The sequence below is a fragment of the Bradyrhizobium sp. 186 genome (genome assembly GCF_023101685.1).
Lineage (GTDB): Bacteria > Pseudomonadota > Alphaproteobacteria > Rhizobiales > Xanthobacteraceae > Bradyrhizobium.
On record NZ_CP082164.1, the window covers coordinates 1,411,927 to 1,428,778 of the forward strand.

General features: G+C 65.9%; 16 protein-coding genes. 14 read left to right on the forward strand and 2 right to left on the reverse strand.

The window, feature by feature from the left end:
• Window positions 1-185: 185 nt before the first annotated feature.
• Together IVB18_RS06555 and IVB18_RS06560 are read left to right on the forward strand one after the other, a co-directional pair.
• Window positions 186-1,769: an ABC transporter substrate-binding protein gene (locus tag IVB18_RS06555; RefSeq protein WP_247988399.1), complete on the forward strand. Its 1,584-nt coding sequence runs from the start codon at window positions 186-188 to the stop codon at window positions 1,767-1,769.
• A complete protein-coding gene (locus tag IVB18_RS06560) occupies window positions 1,766-3,139 on the forward strand; it encodes an amidohydrolase family protein (RefSeq protein WP_247988400.1) in 1,374 nt (457 codons plus the stop codon). The genes IVB18_RS06555 and IVB18_RS06560 overlap by 4 nt, the downstream gene beginning before the upstream one ends.
• 124 nt (window positions 3,140-3,263) lie before the next feature.
• Here IVB18_RS06560 and IVB18_RS06565 read toward each other — a convergent pair whose 3' ends face one another.
• Window positions 3,264-4,184, reverse strand: coding sequence for a LysR substrate-binding domain-containing protein (locus tag IVB18_RS06565; protein ID WP_247988401.1), 921 nt, complete (start codon window positions 4,182-4,184; stop codon window positions 3,264-3,266).
• A 274-nt stretch (window positions 4,185-4,458) separates the two neighbouring features.
• On the opposite strand from IVB18_RS06565, the gene IVB18_RS06570 reads away from it, so the two are divergent.
• The 9 genes from IVB18_RS06570 to IVB18_RS06610 are packed head-to-tail and all read left to right on the forward strand — an operon-like array spanning window position 4,459 to window position 12,601.
• On the forward strand, window positions 4,459-5,493 hold the full coding sequence (locus IVB18_RS06570; protein ID WP_247988402.1) for an ABC transporter substrate-binding protein: 1,035 nt from the start codon (window positions 4,459-4,461) through the stop codon (window positions 5,491-5,493).
• Window positions 5,494-5,516: 23 nt separating this feature from the next.
• Window positions 5,517-6,557, forward strand: coding sequence for an ABC transporter ATP-binding protein (locus IVB18_RS06575; protein ID WP_247988403.1), 1,041 nt, complete (start codon window positions 5,517-5,519; stop codon window positions 6,555-6,557).
• On the forward strand, window positions 6,554-7,429 hold the full coding sequence (locus IVB18_RS06580; RefSeq protein ID WP_247988404.1) for an ABC transporter permease: 876 nt from the start codon (window positions 6,554-6,556) through the stop codon (window positions 7,427-7,429). Before IVB18_RS06575 ends, IVB18_RS06580 begins: the two co-directional genes overlap by 4 nt.
• Window positions 7,426-8,232 carry an ABC transporter permease gene (locus IVB18_RS06585; RefSeq protein ID WP_247988405.1) on the forward strand — a complete coding sequence of 269 codons (807 nt, stop codon included), beginning with the start codon at window positions 7,426-7,428 and terminating at the stop codon, window positions 8,230-8,232. The genes IVB18_RS06580 and IVB18_RS06585 overlap by 4 nt, the downstream gene beginning before the upstream one ends.
• An 8-nt stretch (window positions 8,233-8,240) precedes the next feature.
• Window positions 8,241-9,377: an FAD-dependent oxidoreductase gene (locus IVB18_RS06590; protein ID WP_247988406.1), complete on the forward strand. Its 1,137-nt coding sequence runs from the start codon at window positions 8,241-8,243 to the stop codon at window positions 9,375-9,377.
• A gap of 31 nt (window positions 9,378-9,408) precedes the next feature.
• Window positions 9,409-9,705: a (2Fe-2S)-binding protein gene (locus IVB18_RS06595; protein WP_247988407.1), complete on the forward strand. Its 297-nt coding sequence runs from the start codon at window positions 9,409-9,411 to the stop codon at window positions 9,703-9,705.
• Window positions 9,702-11,120 carry an NAD(P)/FAD-dependent oxidoreductase gene (locus tag IVB18_RS06600; RefSeq protein ID WP_247988408.1) on the forward strand — a complete coding sequence of 473 codons (1,419 nt, stop codon included), beginning with the start codon at window positions 9,702-9,704 and terminating at the stop codon, window positions 11,118-11,120. Before IVB18_RS06595 ends, IVB18_RS06600 begins: the two co-directional genes overlap by 4 nt.
• Entirely contained in the window at window positions 11,117-12,238 is a 1,122-nt protein-coding gene (locus tag IVB18_RS06605) for an FAD-dependent oxidoreductase (RefSeq protein ID WP_247988409.1), read from the forward strand. Before IVB18_RS06600 ends, IVB18_RS06605 begins: the two co-directional genes overlap by 4 nt.
• Window positions 12,239-12,253: 15 nt before the next feature.
• A complete protein-coding gene (locus IVB18_RS06610; protein WP_247988410.1) occupies window positions 12,254-12,601 on the forward strand; it encodes a RidA family protein in 348 nt (115 codons plus the stop codon).
• Between the two features lie 5 nt (window positions 12,602-12,606).
• Here the strand turns inward: IVB18_RS06610 and IVB18_RS06615 are convergent, their stop codons facing one another.
• Window positions 12,607-13,533 carry a LysR family transcriptional regulator gene (locus IVB18_RS06615; RefSeq protein ID WP_247988411.1) on the reverse strand — a complete coding sequence of 309 codons (927 nt, stop codon included), beginning with the start codon at window positions 13,531-13,533 and terminating at the stop codon, window positions 12,607-12,609.
• A 108-nt stretch (window positions 13,534-13,641) separates the two neighbouring features.
• Between IVB18_RS06615 and IVB18_RS06620 the strand changes: the two genes are divergently transcribed.
• The 3 genes from IVB18_RS06620 to IVB18_RS06630 are packed head-to-tail and all read left to right on the forward strand — an operon-like array spanning window position 13,642 to window position 16,759.
• Entirely contained in the window at window positions 13,642-15,000 is a 1,359-nt protein-coding gene (locus IVB18_RS06620; RefSeq protein WP_247988412.1) for an MFS transporter, read from the forward strand.
• On the forward strand, window positions 14,997-15,494 hold the full coding sequence (locus tag IVB18_RS06625) for a GAF domain-containing protein (RefSeq protein ID WP_247988413.1): 498 nt from the start codon (window positions 14,997-14,999) through the stop codon (window positions 15,492-15,494). The genes IVB18_RS06620 and IVB18_RS06625 overlap by 4 nt, the downstream gene beginning before the upstream one ends.
• A gap of 17 nt (window positions 15,495-15,511) precedes the next feature.
• Window positions 15,512-16,759 carry an amidohydrolase family protein gene (locus IVB18_RS06630; RefSeq protein WP_247988414.1) on the forward strand — a complete coding sequence of 416 codons (1,248 nt, stop codon included), beginning with the start codon at window positions 15,512-15,514 and terminating at the stop codon, window positions 16,757-16,759.
• The last annotated feature ends 93 nt before the right edge of the window (window positions 16,760-16,852 follow it).

A 16,852-nucleotide genomic window follows, 5' to 3' on the forward strand; every position in this document is an offset into this window, starting at 1 on the left:
CTGGCCGCGCACTCGCTGCACCTCTCCCGCTTGCGGGGAGGTCGGCGCGAAGCGCCGGGTGGGGGCTCTCTCCACACTGGGAATCCCTCCGCGGAGACACCCCCAACCCAGCCCTCCCCCGCAAGCGGGAGAGGGAGCGCACCGCCATTGCGGTTGGACCTGACTACACCTAGGAGCCACCTGTAATGCCCATCTCCCGCCGCTCCCTGTTGAAAGCTGCCGCCGCCGTCCCGGCGCTGTCGCTCCCGGGGATCTTGCGCGCCGAAGCGCAGACCACGTTGCGCTTCATTCCGGTGATCGACCTCGCTTTCGTCGATCCGATCTACTCGACCGCGCAGGTGTCGCGAAACCACGGCTTCATGGTCTACGACACGCTCTATGGCATGAGCTCCTCGCTCCAGGTCTCGCCGCAGATGCTGTCGGGGCATGTCATCTCTGGTGACGGCCTTCAGTGGGACCTTACGTTGCGCGATGGTCTGTTCTGGCACGACGGCGAGCGCGTGCTCGCGCGCGACTGCGTTGCGAGCATCCGCCGCTGGGCGGCGCGCGACGGCTTTGGCGGCGAGCTGATGGAGGCCACCGACGAGCTCTCGGTCGCCGACGACCGCACGATCCGCTTTCGCCTCAAGCGTCCGTTCCCGCTGTTGCCGCAGGCGCTCGGCAAGGCCGCGATCAACGCCTGCTTCATGATGCCCGAGCGGTTGGCGAGCCAGGATCCGTTCAAGCCGCTGACCGAAGTCATCGGCAGCGGCCCGTTCCGTTATCTTGCCGACGAGCGCGTGCAGGGTGCCCGCAACGCCTATGCCCGCTTCGAGCGTTACCAGCCGCGCAGCGAGGGCAAGCCGGATTGGACGGCGGGACCGAAAATCGTGCACTACGACCGTGTGGTCTGGACCACCACGCCCGATGCCGGCACCGGCGTGGCCGCGCTTCAGACCGGCGAGCAGGATTGGCAGGAGACCACGCCGCATGATCTGTTGCCGGTGATCAAGGCCGCCGGTGATATCGAGACGCGCATCCTCGATCCCCGCGGCTATGCCTGTATGCTGCGCCTTAATCACCTCCAGCCGCCGTTCGACAATCCCGCGATCCGCCGCGCGCTGTTGGGCGCCATCGATCAGTCCTCGTTCATGACGGCCGTGGCCGGCACCGATCCGACGTTTCAGGTGTCGCCGATCGGCTTCTTCGCACCGGGAACGCCGATGGCGAGCGAGGTCGGTCTCGATGTGTTCCGCGGCCCGCGCGACTACGCCAAGGTTAGGGCCGATCTGAAGGCCGCCGGCTACAATGGCGAGAAGATCGTGGTGCTGGTTCCGACGAACTCGCTGGCGCAGAAGCCGCTTGGCGAGATCGCCGTCGACAGCCTGCGCAAAGCCGGCATGAACGTCGAATATGCCGGCCTCGATTTCGCCGTGGTGTTGCAGCGTCAGCTCAAGAAGGACCCGATCGGCCAAGGCGGCTGGAGCGCGGCGGTCGGCAACTGGCAAGGCATCGACTGGCTCAACCCGGCCGGTAACACCAACATTCGCGGTGAAGGCAAGGTCGCCGGCTGGTACGCGAGCGGGAAGATGGGGCCCTTGCGCAGCCAGTGGCTCGTGGCCTCCGAGCTCGCCGAGCAGCAGCGCATCTGCCGTGCGATCCAGGCGGTGGCGTTCGAGGAGATTCCCTATATTCCGATCGGCCTGTACAAGCAGCCGACCGCCTATCGCAAAGCCATCACCGGCATTCTCGACGGCACCGCCGTCTTCTGGAACGTACGCCCCGCATGAGCACCATCGCAATCTTCGGCAGCTATGTGCTGTCACGCAAGGACGGTGCGCAGGATGTCTTGCGCGACCGTTGGATCTTGGTCGAAGGCAAGAAGATCGTGGCGATCACGCGCGACAAGCCGCGCGCGGATCAGGTCTACGATCGCCCCGGCCGCTTCGTTCTTCCAGGTCTGCTAAACCTGCACAATCACTGCTTCAGCGAGGCGGTGGCGCGCAGCCACACCGAGGACGGTAACGGTCGCCGCAACAACCAGAGCATCGTCTACACGGTGCTGCTGCCGCTCACCAAGCGCGGAGCCGATCTGCTGTCGGCGGAAGAGCGTCTTGCGGTGGCGCGGCTCGGCATCCTCCAGCTCCTCAAGGGCGGCGCCACCACGGTGATGGAGCCGTTCCGCAATTCGATTCCGGAAATGTTCGATGCCGCGGAAGAGATGGGCATCCGTTTCTACGGCGCGCCCTATCTCTTCTCCACCTCCGACGCCAAGGCCGGCCCGGATGGCGTGGTGGATTATGCCGGCGATGACGGCACCGCCGACATGGCAACATGGGACGCGCTCTACCAGCGCTGGAACAATCGCGGCGACGGTCGCATCGGCCTTGCGATGAGCCCGCATGCCACTGACACTTGCGGCCCCGATCTGCTGAAGGCCTGTGCGGCGCGGGCGCGCGAGCTCGGCCTGCCGATCACGACGCATATGGCGCAGAGCGGCGCCGAGGTCGAGACCATCGGCAAGCGCTATGGCGGCCGTACACCGGCGCAATATCTGGACTGGCTTGGCCTGCTTGCGCCGGATCTGATGGCGGCGCATTGCATGTTCAGTACCGACGACGATCTGAAATTGATGGCCGCGCGCGGCATGACCGTGCTGAACTGCCCGCGCGTGTTCGCGCGCGCCGGCGTCACCGCGGCCTTCAGCCGGTTCGCGGAGCACGGCGTCCGCACCGTGGTCGGCACCGACGGCTACAATATGGACCTGCTCGGCGAACTCAACGCCGCTTCGCTGATCTCCAAGATCACATCACAACGCGCCGACGTCGCCAATTCGCCGGAGCTGATCGAGGCGAACACGGCGGTGGCCGCCGACGTCATCAAGCGGCCGGACCTCGGCCGCATCGAGCCGGGCGCGACCGCCGATCTCACTGTCATCGACCTCACCCATCCGCATCTTCAGCCACTGTTCGATCCGCGCCGCGCACTGATCGCGCTCGCCAACCGCGCCAATATCGATCAGGTCGTGGTCGACGGCCGCGTGCTGGTCGATGCGGGCCGCTATCTCGGCGCGGATGAAGCGGCGATCACGGCGGCGGGTACGGCTGCGATCGGCAAGATCTGGGACCTGGCGGAGGCGCAGGCCGCGTTCAACGGCTGAGGACGCGTCAGGTGCCACGAAGAAGGTGCGCCCCTCTCCCGCTTGCGGGGGAGGGCTGGGGAGGGGTGCCTCCGCAATCGATAGTCCCAAGGTGGAGAGAGCGCGAGCGTGTGGCTGCAGTGTTTCAACCCAACGCCATTCCGCTCTGATCGTCAAACTCTGCGAGCGCCTTGCGCATGGTCTCGACCAGATCCAGGGCCACCGGCGACGGGCTGCGCTGCGCGGGAAAGACCGCGGAGAATTCGAAGTCGATGCGCGGCAGAAAGCGGCGCACGACGACGCCGCGGGTCGAAAATTCCTGCGCGGTGAAGGGATCGCAGATCGCGACCCCAAGCCCCGACGACACCATGCCGCACATGATCTCCGACAGCGCGGTCTCGACCCGCAGCACACGGCGGACATCGTGACGGTGGAAAATCTGGTCGACGAGGTGCCGGCTCGATGATCCCGCCGACAGCGAGATGAAGGTCTCGCCTTCGAAGTCGCGCGGCTCCAAAACTTCCTTTTCCGCGAGGCGATGACCTGTCGGGAGCACGGCCACGCGCGCCGGCGCCGGCAGCTTCTGGCTCGGCAGGCCGGAATGCGCGATCGGCACCTCGGCAAAGCCGACGTCGCATTGGTTGTTCAGCACCCAATCGACCACGATCGGCGAGATCACGCCGAAGAACGCAAGGTTGAGGTTCGGCCGCTCCTTCAAAAAATGTCCGGTGAGCCGCGGCAAATAGCCGTTCGACAGCGCTGGAAGTGCTGCGATCCGCAGCGAGCCGGTGCGGCGACCGCGGATTTCCTCGGCTGCCGCGGTGATGCGTTCGAGGCCGACGAAGGAACGCTCCACTTCAGTATACAGCGCCATCGCTGCGGCAGTCGGCACCAGCCCGGTGCCGCGCCGCTCGAACAGCTCCATCTTCAGCAGCGCCTGGAGGTCGCGCAGCAGCCGGCTCACCGCCGGCTGCGTCACGGTCATCAGCGCCGCCGCCTCGGTCACGCTGCCGGTCAGCATCGTCGCGCGGAAGGCCTCCACCTGCCGCGAATTGATCCGCGCCATCTCAATTTCCATTCATAATATTTTGGCATGCAGAGGGTGCCATTATTCATTGGACGATGGAAGCCAGGGTTTGCGATCTTTTTCATCAGAGCTGGAGACAGCCCGCTTTTTCGGCAGATTGGAGGGGTTCGAACCTCCGGATCGCGCCAAAACCCGTCGAGCAGGGGCCGGAGCCCTGTTCGGAGAGGGATTTGCGCGGAAGGAAATGCGGAAGGGCTTCGGCCAGCGAGACTTGTCGGCACGTCACCTCATTCCGGTATGGAGATCGGACCACATGAAGACTTTTCGCCTTCTGACAGCGGTCAGCATCGCAGCGCTTGTTGCCGCCATTTCGGCCGCCTCGGCCCAGCAGAAAACGCTCTATGTCGCCGGCTATGGCGGCTCGTTCGAGAAGACGATCCGCGACGAGGTGATCCCGACCTTCGAGAAGGAGAACGGCGTCAAGGTCGAATACGTCGCCGGCAACTCCACCGACACGCTGGCAAAACTCCAGGCGCAGAAGGGCAACCAGCAGATCGACGTCGCCATCGTCGACGACGGCCCGATGTACCAGGCGATCCAGCTCGGGTTCTGCGGCAAGCTCGACAGCGTGCCGGCCGATCTCTACGACACCGCCCGCTTCAAGGATGATCGCGCCGTCGCGATCGGCATCGTCGCGACCGGCCTGATGTACAACACCAAGGTGTTTGCGGAGAAGGGCTGGGCGCCGCCGACCTCGTGGAACGATTTGAAGGATACGAAATACGCAAAGCAGCTCGTCATCCCGCCGATCAACAACACCTACGGCCTCGAAGCGCTGGTGATGCTATCGAAGATGAATGGCGGCGGCGAGTCCAATGTCGATGCCGGCTTCAAGATATTCAAGGAGCAGATCAATCCGAACGTGCTCGCCTACGAGCCGTCGCCGGGCAAGATGACCGAGCTGTTTCAGTCCGGCCAGGCCGTGATTGCCGTGTGGGGCACGGGCCGCGTGCAGAGCTTCGCCAATACCGGCTTCCCCGTTGACTTCGTCTATCCAAAGGAAGGCGCGGCCACGCTGCTGACGACGGCCTGTCCGATCACCAAGCCCAATGCTTCGCCGCTCGCCTCCACCTTCGTGAAGATGCTGCTCGATCCCAAGATCCAGCTCGTGATGCTGAAGGATTATGGCTACGGCCCGGTGCTGAAATCGCTCGTGGTACCGCCGGAGCTCGGCAAGATGGCGCCGATCGGCGAGCGCGCGGCAAAGCTCTATAATCCGGACTGGACCGTCATCAACGAAAAGCGCGAGGAGTGGACCAAGCGCTGGAACCGTGAGGTCGAGCGCTGATCGGTCATACCGGAGAGAGTGCCATGGCCTATCTCGAGCTCGATCGGGTCGGCAAGCAGTTCGGGGTGCAGACCGTCGTCGACGACTTCAGTCTCGCGGTGGGGAAGGGGGAATTCGTTTCCTTCCTCGGCCCCTCCGGCTGCGGCAAGACCACGACGTTGCAGATGATCGCGGGTTTCCTCGACCCTACGCGCGGCGCGATCCGCCTGGAGGGCAAGGACCTGACCGCGATCCATCCGGCCAAACGCGGGCTCGGCATCGTGTTCCAGAGCTACGCGCTGTTTCCGCACATGACCGCGGCGGAGAACGTCGCTTTCGGCCTGGAGATGCGCAAGGTGCCGCGCGCAGAGCGGACTGAGCGCGTTCGTGCCGCGCTCGCGATGGTCGGGCTTGCCGGCTATGAGGATCGCCATCCGCGCCGCATGTCCGGCGGCCAGCAGCAGCGCGTCGCTTTGGCGCGTGCGCTGGTGATCAAGCCGAGCGTGCTGCTGCTCGACGAGCCGCTGTCGAACCTCGATGCCAAGCTGCGCGAGGAGATGCAGATCGAGCTGCGCCAGATCCAGCGCACCATCGGCACCACCACGATCCTGGTCACCCACGACCAGAACGAGGCGATGTCGCTGTCCGACCGCATCGTGGTGATGAGCCAGGGCCGCATCGAGCAGATCGGCACGCCGCAGGACACCTACGAGCGGCCGGCCTCGGCCTTCGTCTCGCAGTTCCTCGGCAAGACCAACGACTTTGCCGCGACGATCGACCGGACCAGTGCGCCAGCGCGATTGATCGCCGGCTCCTGGAGCGCGCCGGCGCCGGCTGGCCTCGGCGGTCCCGTCACCGTCAGCATTCGCCCCGAGCGGATCGGGTTTGGCGATGCGGGCCTCAGTGCGAAAATCGTCACGCGCATCTTTCAGGGCAATCACTGGCTATTCCAGTGCGAGAGCGAATGCGGGCCGGCGATCGTGATCCGCCAGAACGACGGCGAGAGGCAGCCGGCCGAAGGCGAGGCGGTTCGCCTCACCTGGCGACCGGAGGACATGAGCGTGCGCGGCGGAGCTGCCGCATGAGCGCGGTCGCGGAGGAGCGAAACGCGCGCGCTCCGTGGGCGCTGACCGCGCCCGCTTTGATGCTGTTCGTCGGCGTGCTGCTGATCCCGCTCGCGATGACCGTGATGCTGTCGTTCCACGATTGGGGCCAATACAAGGGCATCGAGCCGGTCTTTATCCTCAAGAACTGGCACGAGATCGCGACCGATCCCTATTTCGCCGAGATGTTCTGGCGGACGTTTCGCATCGCGATTCTGACGACGCTGCTCACCGCCGTGCTCGGCGCGCCGGAAGCCTACATCCTCAACCGCATGAGCGGCCGCTGGAAGAGTCTTTTTCTGCTGGTCATTCTTGGACCGCTGCTGATCTCCGTGGTGGCACGCACGCTGGGCTGGGCGCTGCTGTTCGGCGGCAATAACGGGCTGGTCAACAAGCTGCTGATGTCGCTCGGGGTGATCCGCTCGCCCATTCCCTTCATGTTCACCGAGACCGGCATGGTGGTCGCGCTCGCGCATGTGATGATGCCATTCATGGTGCTGTCGGTGTGGGCGGCGCTGCAGCGGCTCGATCCGCAGATCGAGAATGCGGCAATGTCGCTCGGCGCGGGTCCGATCACCACTATCCGCCGCATCATCTTGCCGCAGATCATGCCGGGCGTGCTGTCGGGCGCGATCATCGTTTTCTCGCTCTCGGCCAGCGCGTTTGCGACACCCGCGATTATCGGGGGCCGCCGGCTCAAGGTCGCGGCAACGCTTGCCTATGACGAATTCCTCAACACGCTGAACTGGCCGCTGGGCGCCGCGGTCGCAACGCTCTTGCTGGTGGCTCTGGTGCTGATCGTGGTCGGTAGCAACGCGCTGATCGAACGGCGCTATGCGGAGGTGTTCCGATGAGACGGAACGGCCCGCTCGCGCTGATCTTCCACACCATCTTCGTCATCGTCATGGTGGCACCGATCCTGGTGGTCTGCCTCGTCGCCTTCACGCCCGAGGGCTTTCTGTCGCTGCCGACCAATGGCTTCTCGCTGCGCTGGTTCAGGGCCATCGCCAACTATCCCGAATTCATCCACGCCTTCTGGGTCAGCCTTGGGCTCGGCGCGCTGTCGTCCTTCGTGGCGCTGTTGTTCGCAGTGCCGGCGGCGCTGGCGATCGCGCGCTATCGTTTCCGCGGTCGAGACGCGCTGGCGGCGCTGTTCCTGTCACCGCTGATGATCCCGCATGTCGTGCTCGGCATTGCCTTCCTGCGCTTCTTCACCTCGGCCGGACTGGGCGGAAGCTTTGCGGCGCTGATCATCGCGCATGTCATCATCGTGTTTCCGTTCGCGCTGCGGCTGACGCTGGCGGCCGCGACCGGCATGGACCTCTCGGTCGAGATGGCAGCGGTCTCGCTCGGCGCCGGCGGCTGGACGCTGTTCCGCCGCGTCACGCTCCCCCTGATTCTGCCCGGCGTCATCAGCGGCTGGGCGCTGGCCTTCATCCAGTCCTTTGACGATCTGACCATGACCGTCTTCCTCGCAGCACCCGGCACCGAAACGCTACCGGTGCGCATGTTCCTCTACATCCAGGACAACATCGATCCGCTGGTGACGTCGGTCTCGGCCTGCGTGATCGCGATCACCATGACCGCCCTCATTCTGCTCGACCGCTTCTACGGGCTCGACCGCGTGCTCGCCGGCAAGGGCGATACGGGACGATAGGAGAACTCATGTCAGGGGATTACGACGTCGCCGTCGTCGGCGGCGGATTGCTCGGCTCCGCCATCGCCTGGGGCCTCGGCCGGCTCGGCAAGAAAGTCGCCGTGCTCGACGAGGGCGACATCGCCAAGCGCGCCTCGCGCGCCAATTTTGCGCTGGTCTGGGTTCAGAGCAAGGGCCTGGGCATGCCGGCCTATACGGTCTGGACCGTGCAGGCGTCACAAGCGTGGAGCAGGCTTGCCGCGGAGCTGAAGCAACAGACCGGCCTCGATGTCTCCCTTCAGCAAAACGGCGGCTTTCATCTGACGCTCGGCGAGGACGAATTCGGCCAGCGCGCCGAGTTGGTCAAGCGCATGCACAATCAGGCCGGCGCGGCCGACTACAAGATGGAGATGCTGCCGGCGTCCGAGGTGAAGAAGGCACTGCCGCTGATCGGGCCTGAAGTCTCGGGCGGCAGTTTTTGTCCGCTGGACGGTCACGTCAACTCGCTGCGCACGTTTCGCGCGTTCCACACCGGCTTCAAGGCGTTCGGCATCGACTATTTCCCGGAGCGTCCGGTCTCGGCGATCAGCAAGAGCGGCGGCGAATTCCGCCTGACGACGCCGCAGGGCGAGCTTCGTGCCGGCAAGGTGGTACTCGCAGCGGGCAATGCCAATCAGACGCTCGCGCCGATGGTCGGCCTTTACGCACCGATGGGCCCGACTCGCGGCCAGATCGTGGTGACCGAGCGCACCGTGCCGTTCCTGCCGCATCCGCTGACCACGATCCGCCAGACCGACGAGGGCACGGTGATGATCGGCGACAGCAAGGAGGACGAGCTCGACGATCGCGCGCTGAAGCACTCGGTCAGCGCGGTGATGGCGGACCGCGCGCAGCGCATGTTCCCGCATCTGGCGCGGCTCAACGTGGTCAGGAGCTGGGCCGGCATCCGTGTCATGCCGCAGGACGGTTTTCCGATCTACGACCAGTCGCAGACGCATCCTGGCGCCTTCGTGGCCTGCTGCCACTCCGGCGTGACGCTCGCCTCCAACCACGCCTTCGAGGTCGCGCGCATGGTTGCGCAAGGTTCGCTCGAGCCGGAGCTGGTCGGCGCATTCTCGGCCAGCCGCTTCGGCGGCACGGGCGCGGCGAACAACAGCGGCTACTAGAGATTCTTGAGAAGGAGCCAAGAGGCATCCCATGTTCAAACGATCCGAACAGGACAAGCGACCGCAGGTCGAGATCTTCGTGGATGGCACAGCCGTCACGGCGCGCCAGGGCGACACCGTCTCCGCCGCGCTGCTGGCGTCACACCGCGACGTGCGGCGGTCGACCGCGGTGAGCGGCGCGCCGCGGCTGCCATATTGCATGATGGGCGTGTGCTTCGACTGCCTCGTCACCATCGACGGCGTCGGCAACCGCCAGGGCTGCCTCGTCCCGGTCGCTGAGGGCATGCAGATCGAGATCCAGAAGGGCAAGCGGGAGATCGGAAAATGACCATGGCTCCCAAGCACGAAGCCTACGACGTCGTCGTGATCGGCGCGGGGCCCGCGGGCCTTGCCGCCGCTGCGACATCTGCCGAGGCCGGCCTGTCGACGCTGCTGCTCGACGAGAACATCGGCCCGGGCGGCCAGGTGTTCCGCGCCATCGCCTCGACGCCGGTGACCGAGCGCAATCAGCTCGGCGCCGACTATTGGGTGGGCGCCGACCTCGTGCAGGCGCTGCGCGCGAGCGACGTCGAGATCATCCAGCGTGCCACGGTCTGGAGCCTCGATCGCAATCTCGAGATCGCCGTCTCCATTGGCGGCGCATCCGCCTTCGTCAAGGCGCGCCGCGTCATTCTCGCAACCGGCGCGCTGGAGCGGCCGTTTCCGATTCCCGGCTGGACATTGCCAGGGGTGATGACCGCGGGTGCGGCGCAGACCATGCTGAAGTCGTCGGCGCTGGTGCCCGATGGCCGCACGGTGATCGCAGGGCAGGGGCCGCTGCTCTGGCTGCTCGCGGCGCAGATCCTGCGCCTCGGCGGCCGGATCGATCGCATCCTCGACACCACCGAGCGCGGCAATTATTTCGCGGCGCTGCCTCACGCCTTCGCCTTTCTGACCTCGCCCTATTTCGCCAAGGGCCTGTCGATGATGCGCGAGGTGCGCGCGAAGGTGCAGGTCGTATCCGGCGTCACCGAGCTTGCTGCGGCCGGCGACGGCCAGCTCGCGAGCGTGAGCTATGTCGCCGGTGGCAAGCGCGAGACCGTCCCGGCGGATCTCTTGCTGCTGCATCAGGGCGTGGTGCCCAACGTCAATCTGGCGATGGCGGCCGGCGTCGAGCATCGCTGGGACGAGCTGCAATTGTGTTGGTCGCCGGTGCTCGATCAAAACGGCCATTCATCGGTGGCGGGCATTGCGATCGCCGGCGACGGCGCTGGCATCGGCGGCGCGGCGGCGGCCGTGGTTCGCGGCCGCATCGCGGCGCGCGCGGCGGTGGAAGCATTGGCGCCTGCGGCTGCCGCGAAGCTGGCATCGATGGCAACGTTGCGCACCGATCTCGCCAAGGCGGAGCGTGGGCGGGTCTTCCTCGATACGCTGTTCCGCCCTGCGTCGCAGTTCCGCATTCCCACTGGCGACACCATCGTCTGCCGCTGCGAGGAGGTCACCGCCAAGGACGTCCTCGACGCGGTCGCGATCGGCGCGACCGGCCCCAATCAGCTCAAGGCCTATCGCCGCACCGGCATGGGACCGTGCCAGGGCCGGCTCTGCGGCCTCACCGTCACCGAGCTGATGGCGCAGGCGCGCGGAAAGAGCCCGCAGGAGATCGGCTATTACCGGCTGCGCGCGCCGGTGAAGCCGATCACGCTCGCCGAGCTCGCCGCCGTTCCGAAGACGGAAGACGACGTCAAGGCAGTGGTGCGCGGATGACAAAAAACGTGGATGCGATCGTCGTCGGCGGCGGCATCCACGGATGCTCCACCGCGCTGCATCTGTGCCTCGCCGGCCTGAAGCCGGTGTTGATCGAGAAGGATTATGCCGGCCGGCACGCCTCCGGCGTCAATGCCGGCGGCGTCCGCCAGCTCGCGCGGCACATCCCGGAAATCCCGCTCTCGATCCGTTCGATGGGAATCTGGGAGAAGATTTCAGAGCTCGTCGATGACGATTGCAGTTTTGAGAACTACGGCCAGGTTCTGGTCGCGGAGAACGAGGACGAGCTCGCGATCTGCCGCGCCCGTGTCGCCGAGCTGAACGCGCTCGGATTCACGCATGAAGAGCTGATCGACGCGGCCGAGCTGCGGCGGCTGGTGCCGGCCGTGGCCGAGACCTGTCCCGGCGGCGTGGTCTCGCGCCGCGACGGGGCGGCCAATCCAGCGCAGGCGACGACGGCGTTCCGGCGCAAGGCCGAGCAGCTCGGCGCCACCGTGCACGAGGGCGTGGCCGCCGCCAACATCCGGTACAGCGACGGCCTCTGGCACGTCGATGCCGGCAGCGATAGCTACGCCGCGCCGGTGCTGGTCAACGCCGCCGGCGCCTGGGCAGGGGCAATCGCGGCTGCGCTCGGCGAGCCGGCGCCGGTCGAAACCGTCGCGCCGATGCTGATGATCACCTCGCGCGTGCCGCACTTCATCGATCCCGTCGTGATCCTGCGCGGCCGAAAGCTCTCCTTCAAGCAGTTCAAGAACGGCACCGTGCTAATCGGCGGCGGCCATCTGGCGACGCCCTATCAGGATCGCAACGAGACGGTGCTGGACTGGAAAAGCCTCGCGACCAGCGCGCGCACCGTGTTCGAGCTGTTTCCGGTGATGCGCGACGCGACGATCATGCGGGCCTGGGCCGGCATCGAGGCGAAGATGAAGGACGATCTGCCCGTGTTCGGGCCGAGTGCCCGCCACAAGGGCCTCTATCACCAGTTCGGCTTCTCGCTGCACGGCTTCCAGCTCGGCCCCGGCGCCGGTGCCGTGATGGCGGAGCTGATCGTCAATGGCGGCACCCAGACCCGAATTAGCGATCTCGGCATCGACCGCTTCCATCCTTCCACGCTCTAGCAACAAGAGGACATCATGAGCATCACCCGCAGCATCCGCACGCCCATCATGCACCGCGCCGTCGAAGCCAATGGCTTCGTCTTCGTCGGCGGCACTATCGCCGACGACACTTCGGTCTCGATGGGCGAGCAGACCCGCAACATCCTCGGCAAGATCGCCGGCTATCTGAAGGAAGCGGGAACCGACAAGACCCGCATCGTCAGCACGTCGATCTTCGTTACCGATCTCTCCAAGAAGAAGGAGATGGACGCGGCCTGGACCGAATTCTTCGGCGACAACCTGCCGACCCGCGCCACCGTCGGCGTCGCCGATCTCGGCGGCGGCGCGCTGATCGAGGTGGTGGTCACCGCGCTCAAGGGCTAACCTGGTCAGTCCGATCTGGTGAACATCCCGACCAGTGTCTCGCGCAGCCAGCGCTGCGCGGGCACTGTGTCGTTGCGCTGGTGCCAGAACAGGCTGACGATGCGCGGCGGGGCCTGAAGCGGAAGCGGCATTGCGTGCAGGAACGGCGCGTGGCGGGACTGCGAGCGCAGATCGCGCGGCAGCACGGCGATGAGATCGGACTGCCGCACGATCTCGTAGGCGGCGCTGTAATGATTGACGGTTGCGACCAGATTGCGTGACAGCCCGCGCGAGGCGAGGAAGAGGTCGTAGGACGGCAGTGTTTTTCCGGCGAGGCTCACATCGACATGCCGGGCGTTGAGGAAGGCGCGCGTGCTCAGCCGCTTCCTGACGGCGAACGGATGGTCGCGTCGCATGAAGCAGGCATAGTCGACGGTCCAGAGCGAGCGTGAGCGAATGGCGGCCGGCTGCTGCGCCTCGTTGACATAGACGCTCAACACGCAGTCGACCCGGTTGTCCTCGAGCTGGTCGGCGATCTCGAGGACGGTGTTGGGGATGGTATGGACGCGCGCCTTCGGCGCGATCTCGCCAAGGTGGTTCACGAGCTTCGGCATGACTAGCGAAGCGACATAGTCCGACATCGACAGGCTGAACTCCCTCTGCGCGCGGCCGGGATCGAAGACCTGTTCGTCGAGCGCGCCGCGCACGCTTTCGAGCGCCTCGCCGATCGGCTCCCACAGCACCACGGCGCGCTGGGTGGGTCGGATCCCGGTGCCTGATCTGACGAACAGGGGATCCCCGAGCGCGTCCCTTAGCCGCGCGAGCGCGTTGCTGACGGCGGGCTGCGTCATCGTCAGCGCGTTGGCGGCGCGGGTGACGCTGCCCTCGGTCATCAGCGCCTCGAAGACTTTCAGGAGGTTGAGGTCGAGCGCGCGGAACGACACGGCGGACATTCACCATAGTGATATATTAGATCATGATTATAAATTATGACGATAATGTCACTTTGTCTATGGTTCCTCACGCGGCGTGCCGGGCCGTCAGATCGAGGGGGACTTTTCATGTCGATGATATCGGCGCGCATCGAGCGCCTTCCGTTTGCACGCTTCCACACGCATCTGCTGCTGATGGGTGGGCTCGGCTACACGTTCGACGCGATGGACGCGGCGGTGCTGGCCTTCATCCTGCCGGTGCTGCGCACGGCCTGGAATTTGTCGAGCGTTCAGATCGGCGTGCTCGGCAGCAGCACCTATATCGGCTTCCTGTTCGGCGCCTTGCTTGCCGGCACCCTGGGCGACCTGATTGGCCGCCGCGCGGTGATGATGTCGGCACTGGCGCTCTATTGCGCCGCATCCATCGTCAGCGCGGCGGTTGATACATGGCCGTCCTTCTTCGCCGCGCGTGTTGTTGCCGGCATGGGGACCGGCGCGGAGAGCGCGATCATCGCGCCCTATCTGGCGGAATTCGTTGCACGGCGTTACCGCGGCAGCTTTACCGGCGCGCTGGCCGGCTTCTTCTCCTTCGGCTTCGTCGCCGCCGCCTTGCTCGGCTACTTCATCGTTCCCGCCTATGAGAACGGCTGGCGCATCGTGCTGGTCATCACGGCCATGCCGGTCGTCATGCTCCTGTGGTGGCGCAGGGCCTTGCCGGAATCGCCGCGTTGGCTCGAGAGCCGGGGACGCGGGAAGGAAGCCGAAGCCACCCTGGACGGCATCGAGGCGGGCTTTGCGCGCGAGGGCCATGTCCTGCCGCAGCCGGTCGTCGAAGCCACAGCACCCGCCGGGACTGCCGGAACGCTGCTCGCCAATTTCGCAGCTCTCTTGGCAGGCCGGCAGGCGCGCATCACCATCATGACCTGGATCATGTGGCTTGCGATCACCTTCAGCTATTATTCGTTCTTCGTCTGGATCCCCGGCCTTCTGGTCCAGAACGGCATGAGCATCACCAAGAGCTTCGCCTACTCGATCGCGATCTACTGCGCGCAGATCCCCGGCTATTTCAGCGCCGCCTGGTTCAACGAGCGCATCGGCCGGCAGGCGACGATCGCGACCTACATGGTGCTCGGCGGCGTCAGTGCGCTCGGGCTCGCCTTCGCGCAGGGCGACCAGCAGATCATGCTAGCGGGAATCTTGCTGTCCTTCTTCATGAACGGCACCTATGCGGGCGTCTATGCCTACACGGCCGAGGTGTTTCCGACGGCGGTGAGAACCACCGGCGCCGGGCTTGCCTCCGCGATCGGCCGCATCGGTGCGATCGTGTCGCCGATCCTGGTCGGCTACCTCTATCCCAATTTCGGCTTCGCCGGCGTGTTCGGCCTTACCACCAGCGTGTTGCTGTTAGGCGCGCTCACCGTGGTGCTGATGGGGGTGCCGACGCGCGGCCGTTCGCTGGAAGAGATTGCGGCCGGTGAAGTCGCATGATTCGGACGAAACACCGCGCCGATCCCTGGCTCTGCGCCGTCGCGGCCGCGCAGGGCGGGCCGGATCAGCCGGATGCGCTGTTCGCGGCGCTCGACGAAGCCTTGAAGTCGGTGATCGGGCACAAGCTGTTCACGATCCTGACCTATGACGGCGACAGCGGCGAAGCGGCGCGCCTCTATTCCAATCTTCCCGGACCCTATCCCGCGGGTGGACGCAAGCGCTTGGCGCCGGGCCCGTGGACCGAGGCCGTTCTCGACCGCGGCGAAGCCTATATCGGCCGAACAAAGGACGATCTGCGCACGGTGTTTTCCGACCACGAGCTGATCGCCTCGCTCGGCTGCGAGAGCGTGCTCAACATGCCCGTGCGCTGGTGCGGGCGCACGCGCGGCTCGCTCAACCTGCTTCATGAGGCGCGCTGGTATGGCGAGGACGACGTCGCCGCGTGTCTCCCGTTCGCCCAGCTCGCCTTGCCCGCGCTGCTCACATCGTCCTGACCAGACAGGAAGCCGCCATGTCCAGTGTGCTCTTTGAGAACGCCAATCTGCTTGATCCGCTTCAGCCGGACTTGCTGGAGGGCTATCACGTGCTGGTCGAGGACAATCTGATCAAGGAGGTCTCGGACCGGCCGTTGCAGGCGTCGGCGGGCAGGACCATCGATCTGAAGGGCAAGACGCTGATGCCCGGCCTGATCGACCTGCATGTGCACGCGATTGCCGTCGAGCTCAATCTGGCGCAGCAGGTGCGCATGCCAAACGTGCTGGTGACGCTGCGCTCGACGCTGCTGTTGCGCGGCATGCTGCGGCGAGGTTTTACGACCGTCCGCGACGCCGGCGGCGCCGGCCATGCGCTGAAGCAGGCGATCGAGACCGGCCTGACTGATGGTCCGCGGCTGTTCGTCTCCGGCCGCGCGCTCAGCCAGACCGGTGGGCACGGCGACATGCGGTCGCGCTCGGATTACCTCGCCAGCGACGCGCCCTGTCCCTGCTGCGTGCGCGTCGGCGCGCTGGCGCGCGTCGCCGACGGTGTCGACGGCGTGCGCAAGGCGGCGCGCGAGGAGCTCCAGATGGGCGCCGACCAGATCAAGATCATGGCCTCCGGCGGCGTCGCATCGCCGACCGATCCGGTCGGCGCCTTCGGCTACTCCGAGGACGAGATCCGCGCCATCGTCGAGGAGGCGCAGGGCCGCCAGACCTATGTGCTTGCCCATGCCTACACCGCCGCGGCGATCGCGCGTGCGGTCCGCTGCGGCGTTCGCACCATCGAGCACGGCAACCTCGTCGACGAGCCGACCGCGCGCCTCATGGCCGAGCAGGGCGCCTATGTGGTGCCGACGCTTGTTACCTATGAAGCTCTGGCCAACGAGGGCGCCCAGTACGGCCTGCCGCCCGAAAGCGTGGCCAAGATCGCTGACGTGCGCGACGCCGGCCTGCGCTCGCTCGAGATCTATCGCAAGGCCGGGGTGAAGATGGGTTTTGGCAGCGATCTGCTTGGACCGTCCCAGCGCCTCCAGAGCAACGAATTCCGCATCCGCGCCGAAATTCTCGGAGCGCGCGAGACCATCGCCAGCTCGACCGTGATCGGTGCCGAGGTACTCGGCATGGAGGGCAAGCTCGGCCGAATCGTGCCCGAAGCTTTTGCGGACCTGCTGGTGGTCGAAGGCAACCCGCTGCGTGACGTTACGTGCCTGCTCGGTCAGGGCGAGCGCATTCCGCTGGTGATGAAAGCGGGCAAGTTCCAGTTCGACAGGCTGGCCGCGTAGTTGCGTCGCGCCGCGTCAGATGCCGCTTGATCTCGTGCTTCGGCAGGACTAATTGCCGGCTCTCAATCAGGACATTCGCAGCCATGGATACGA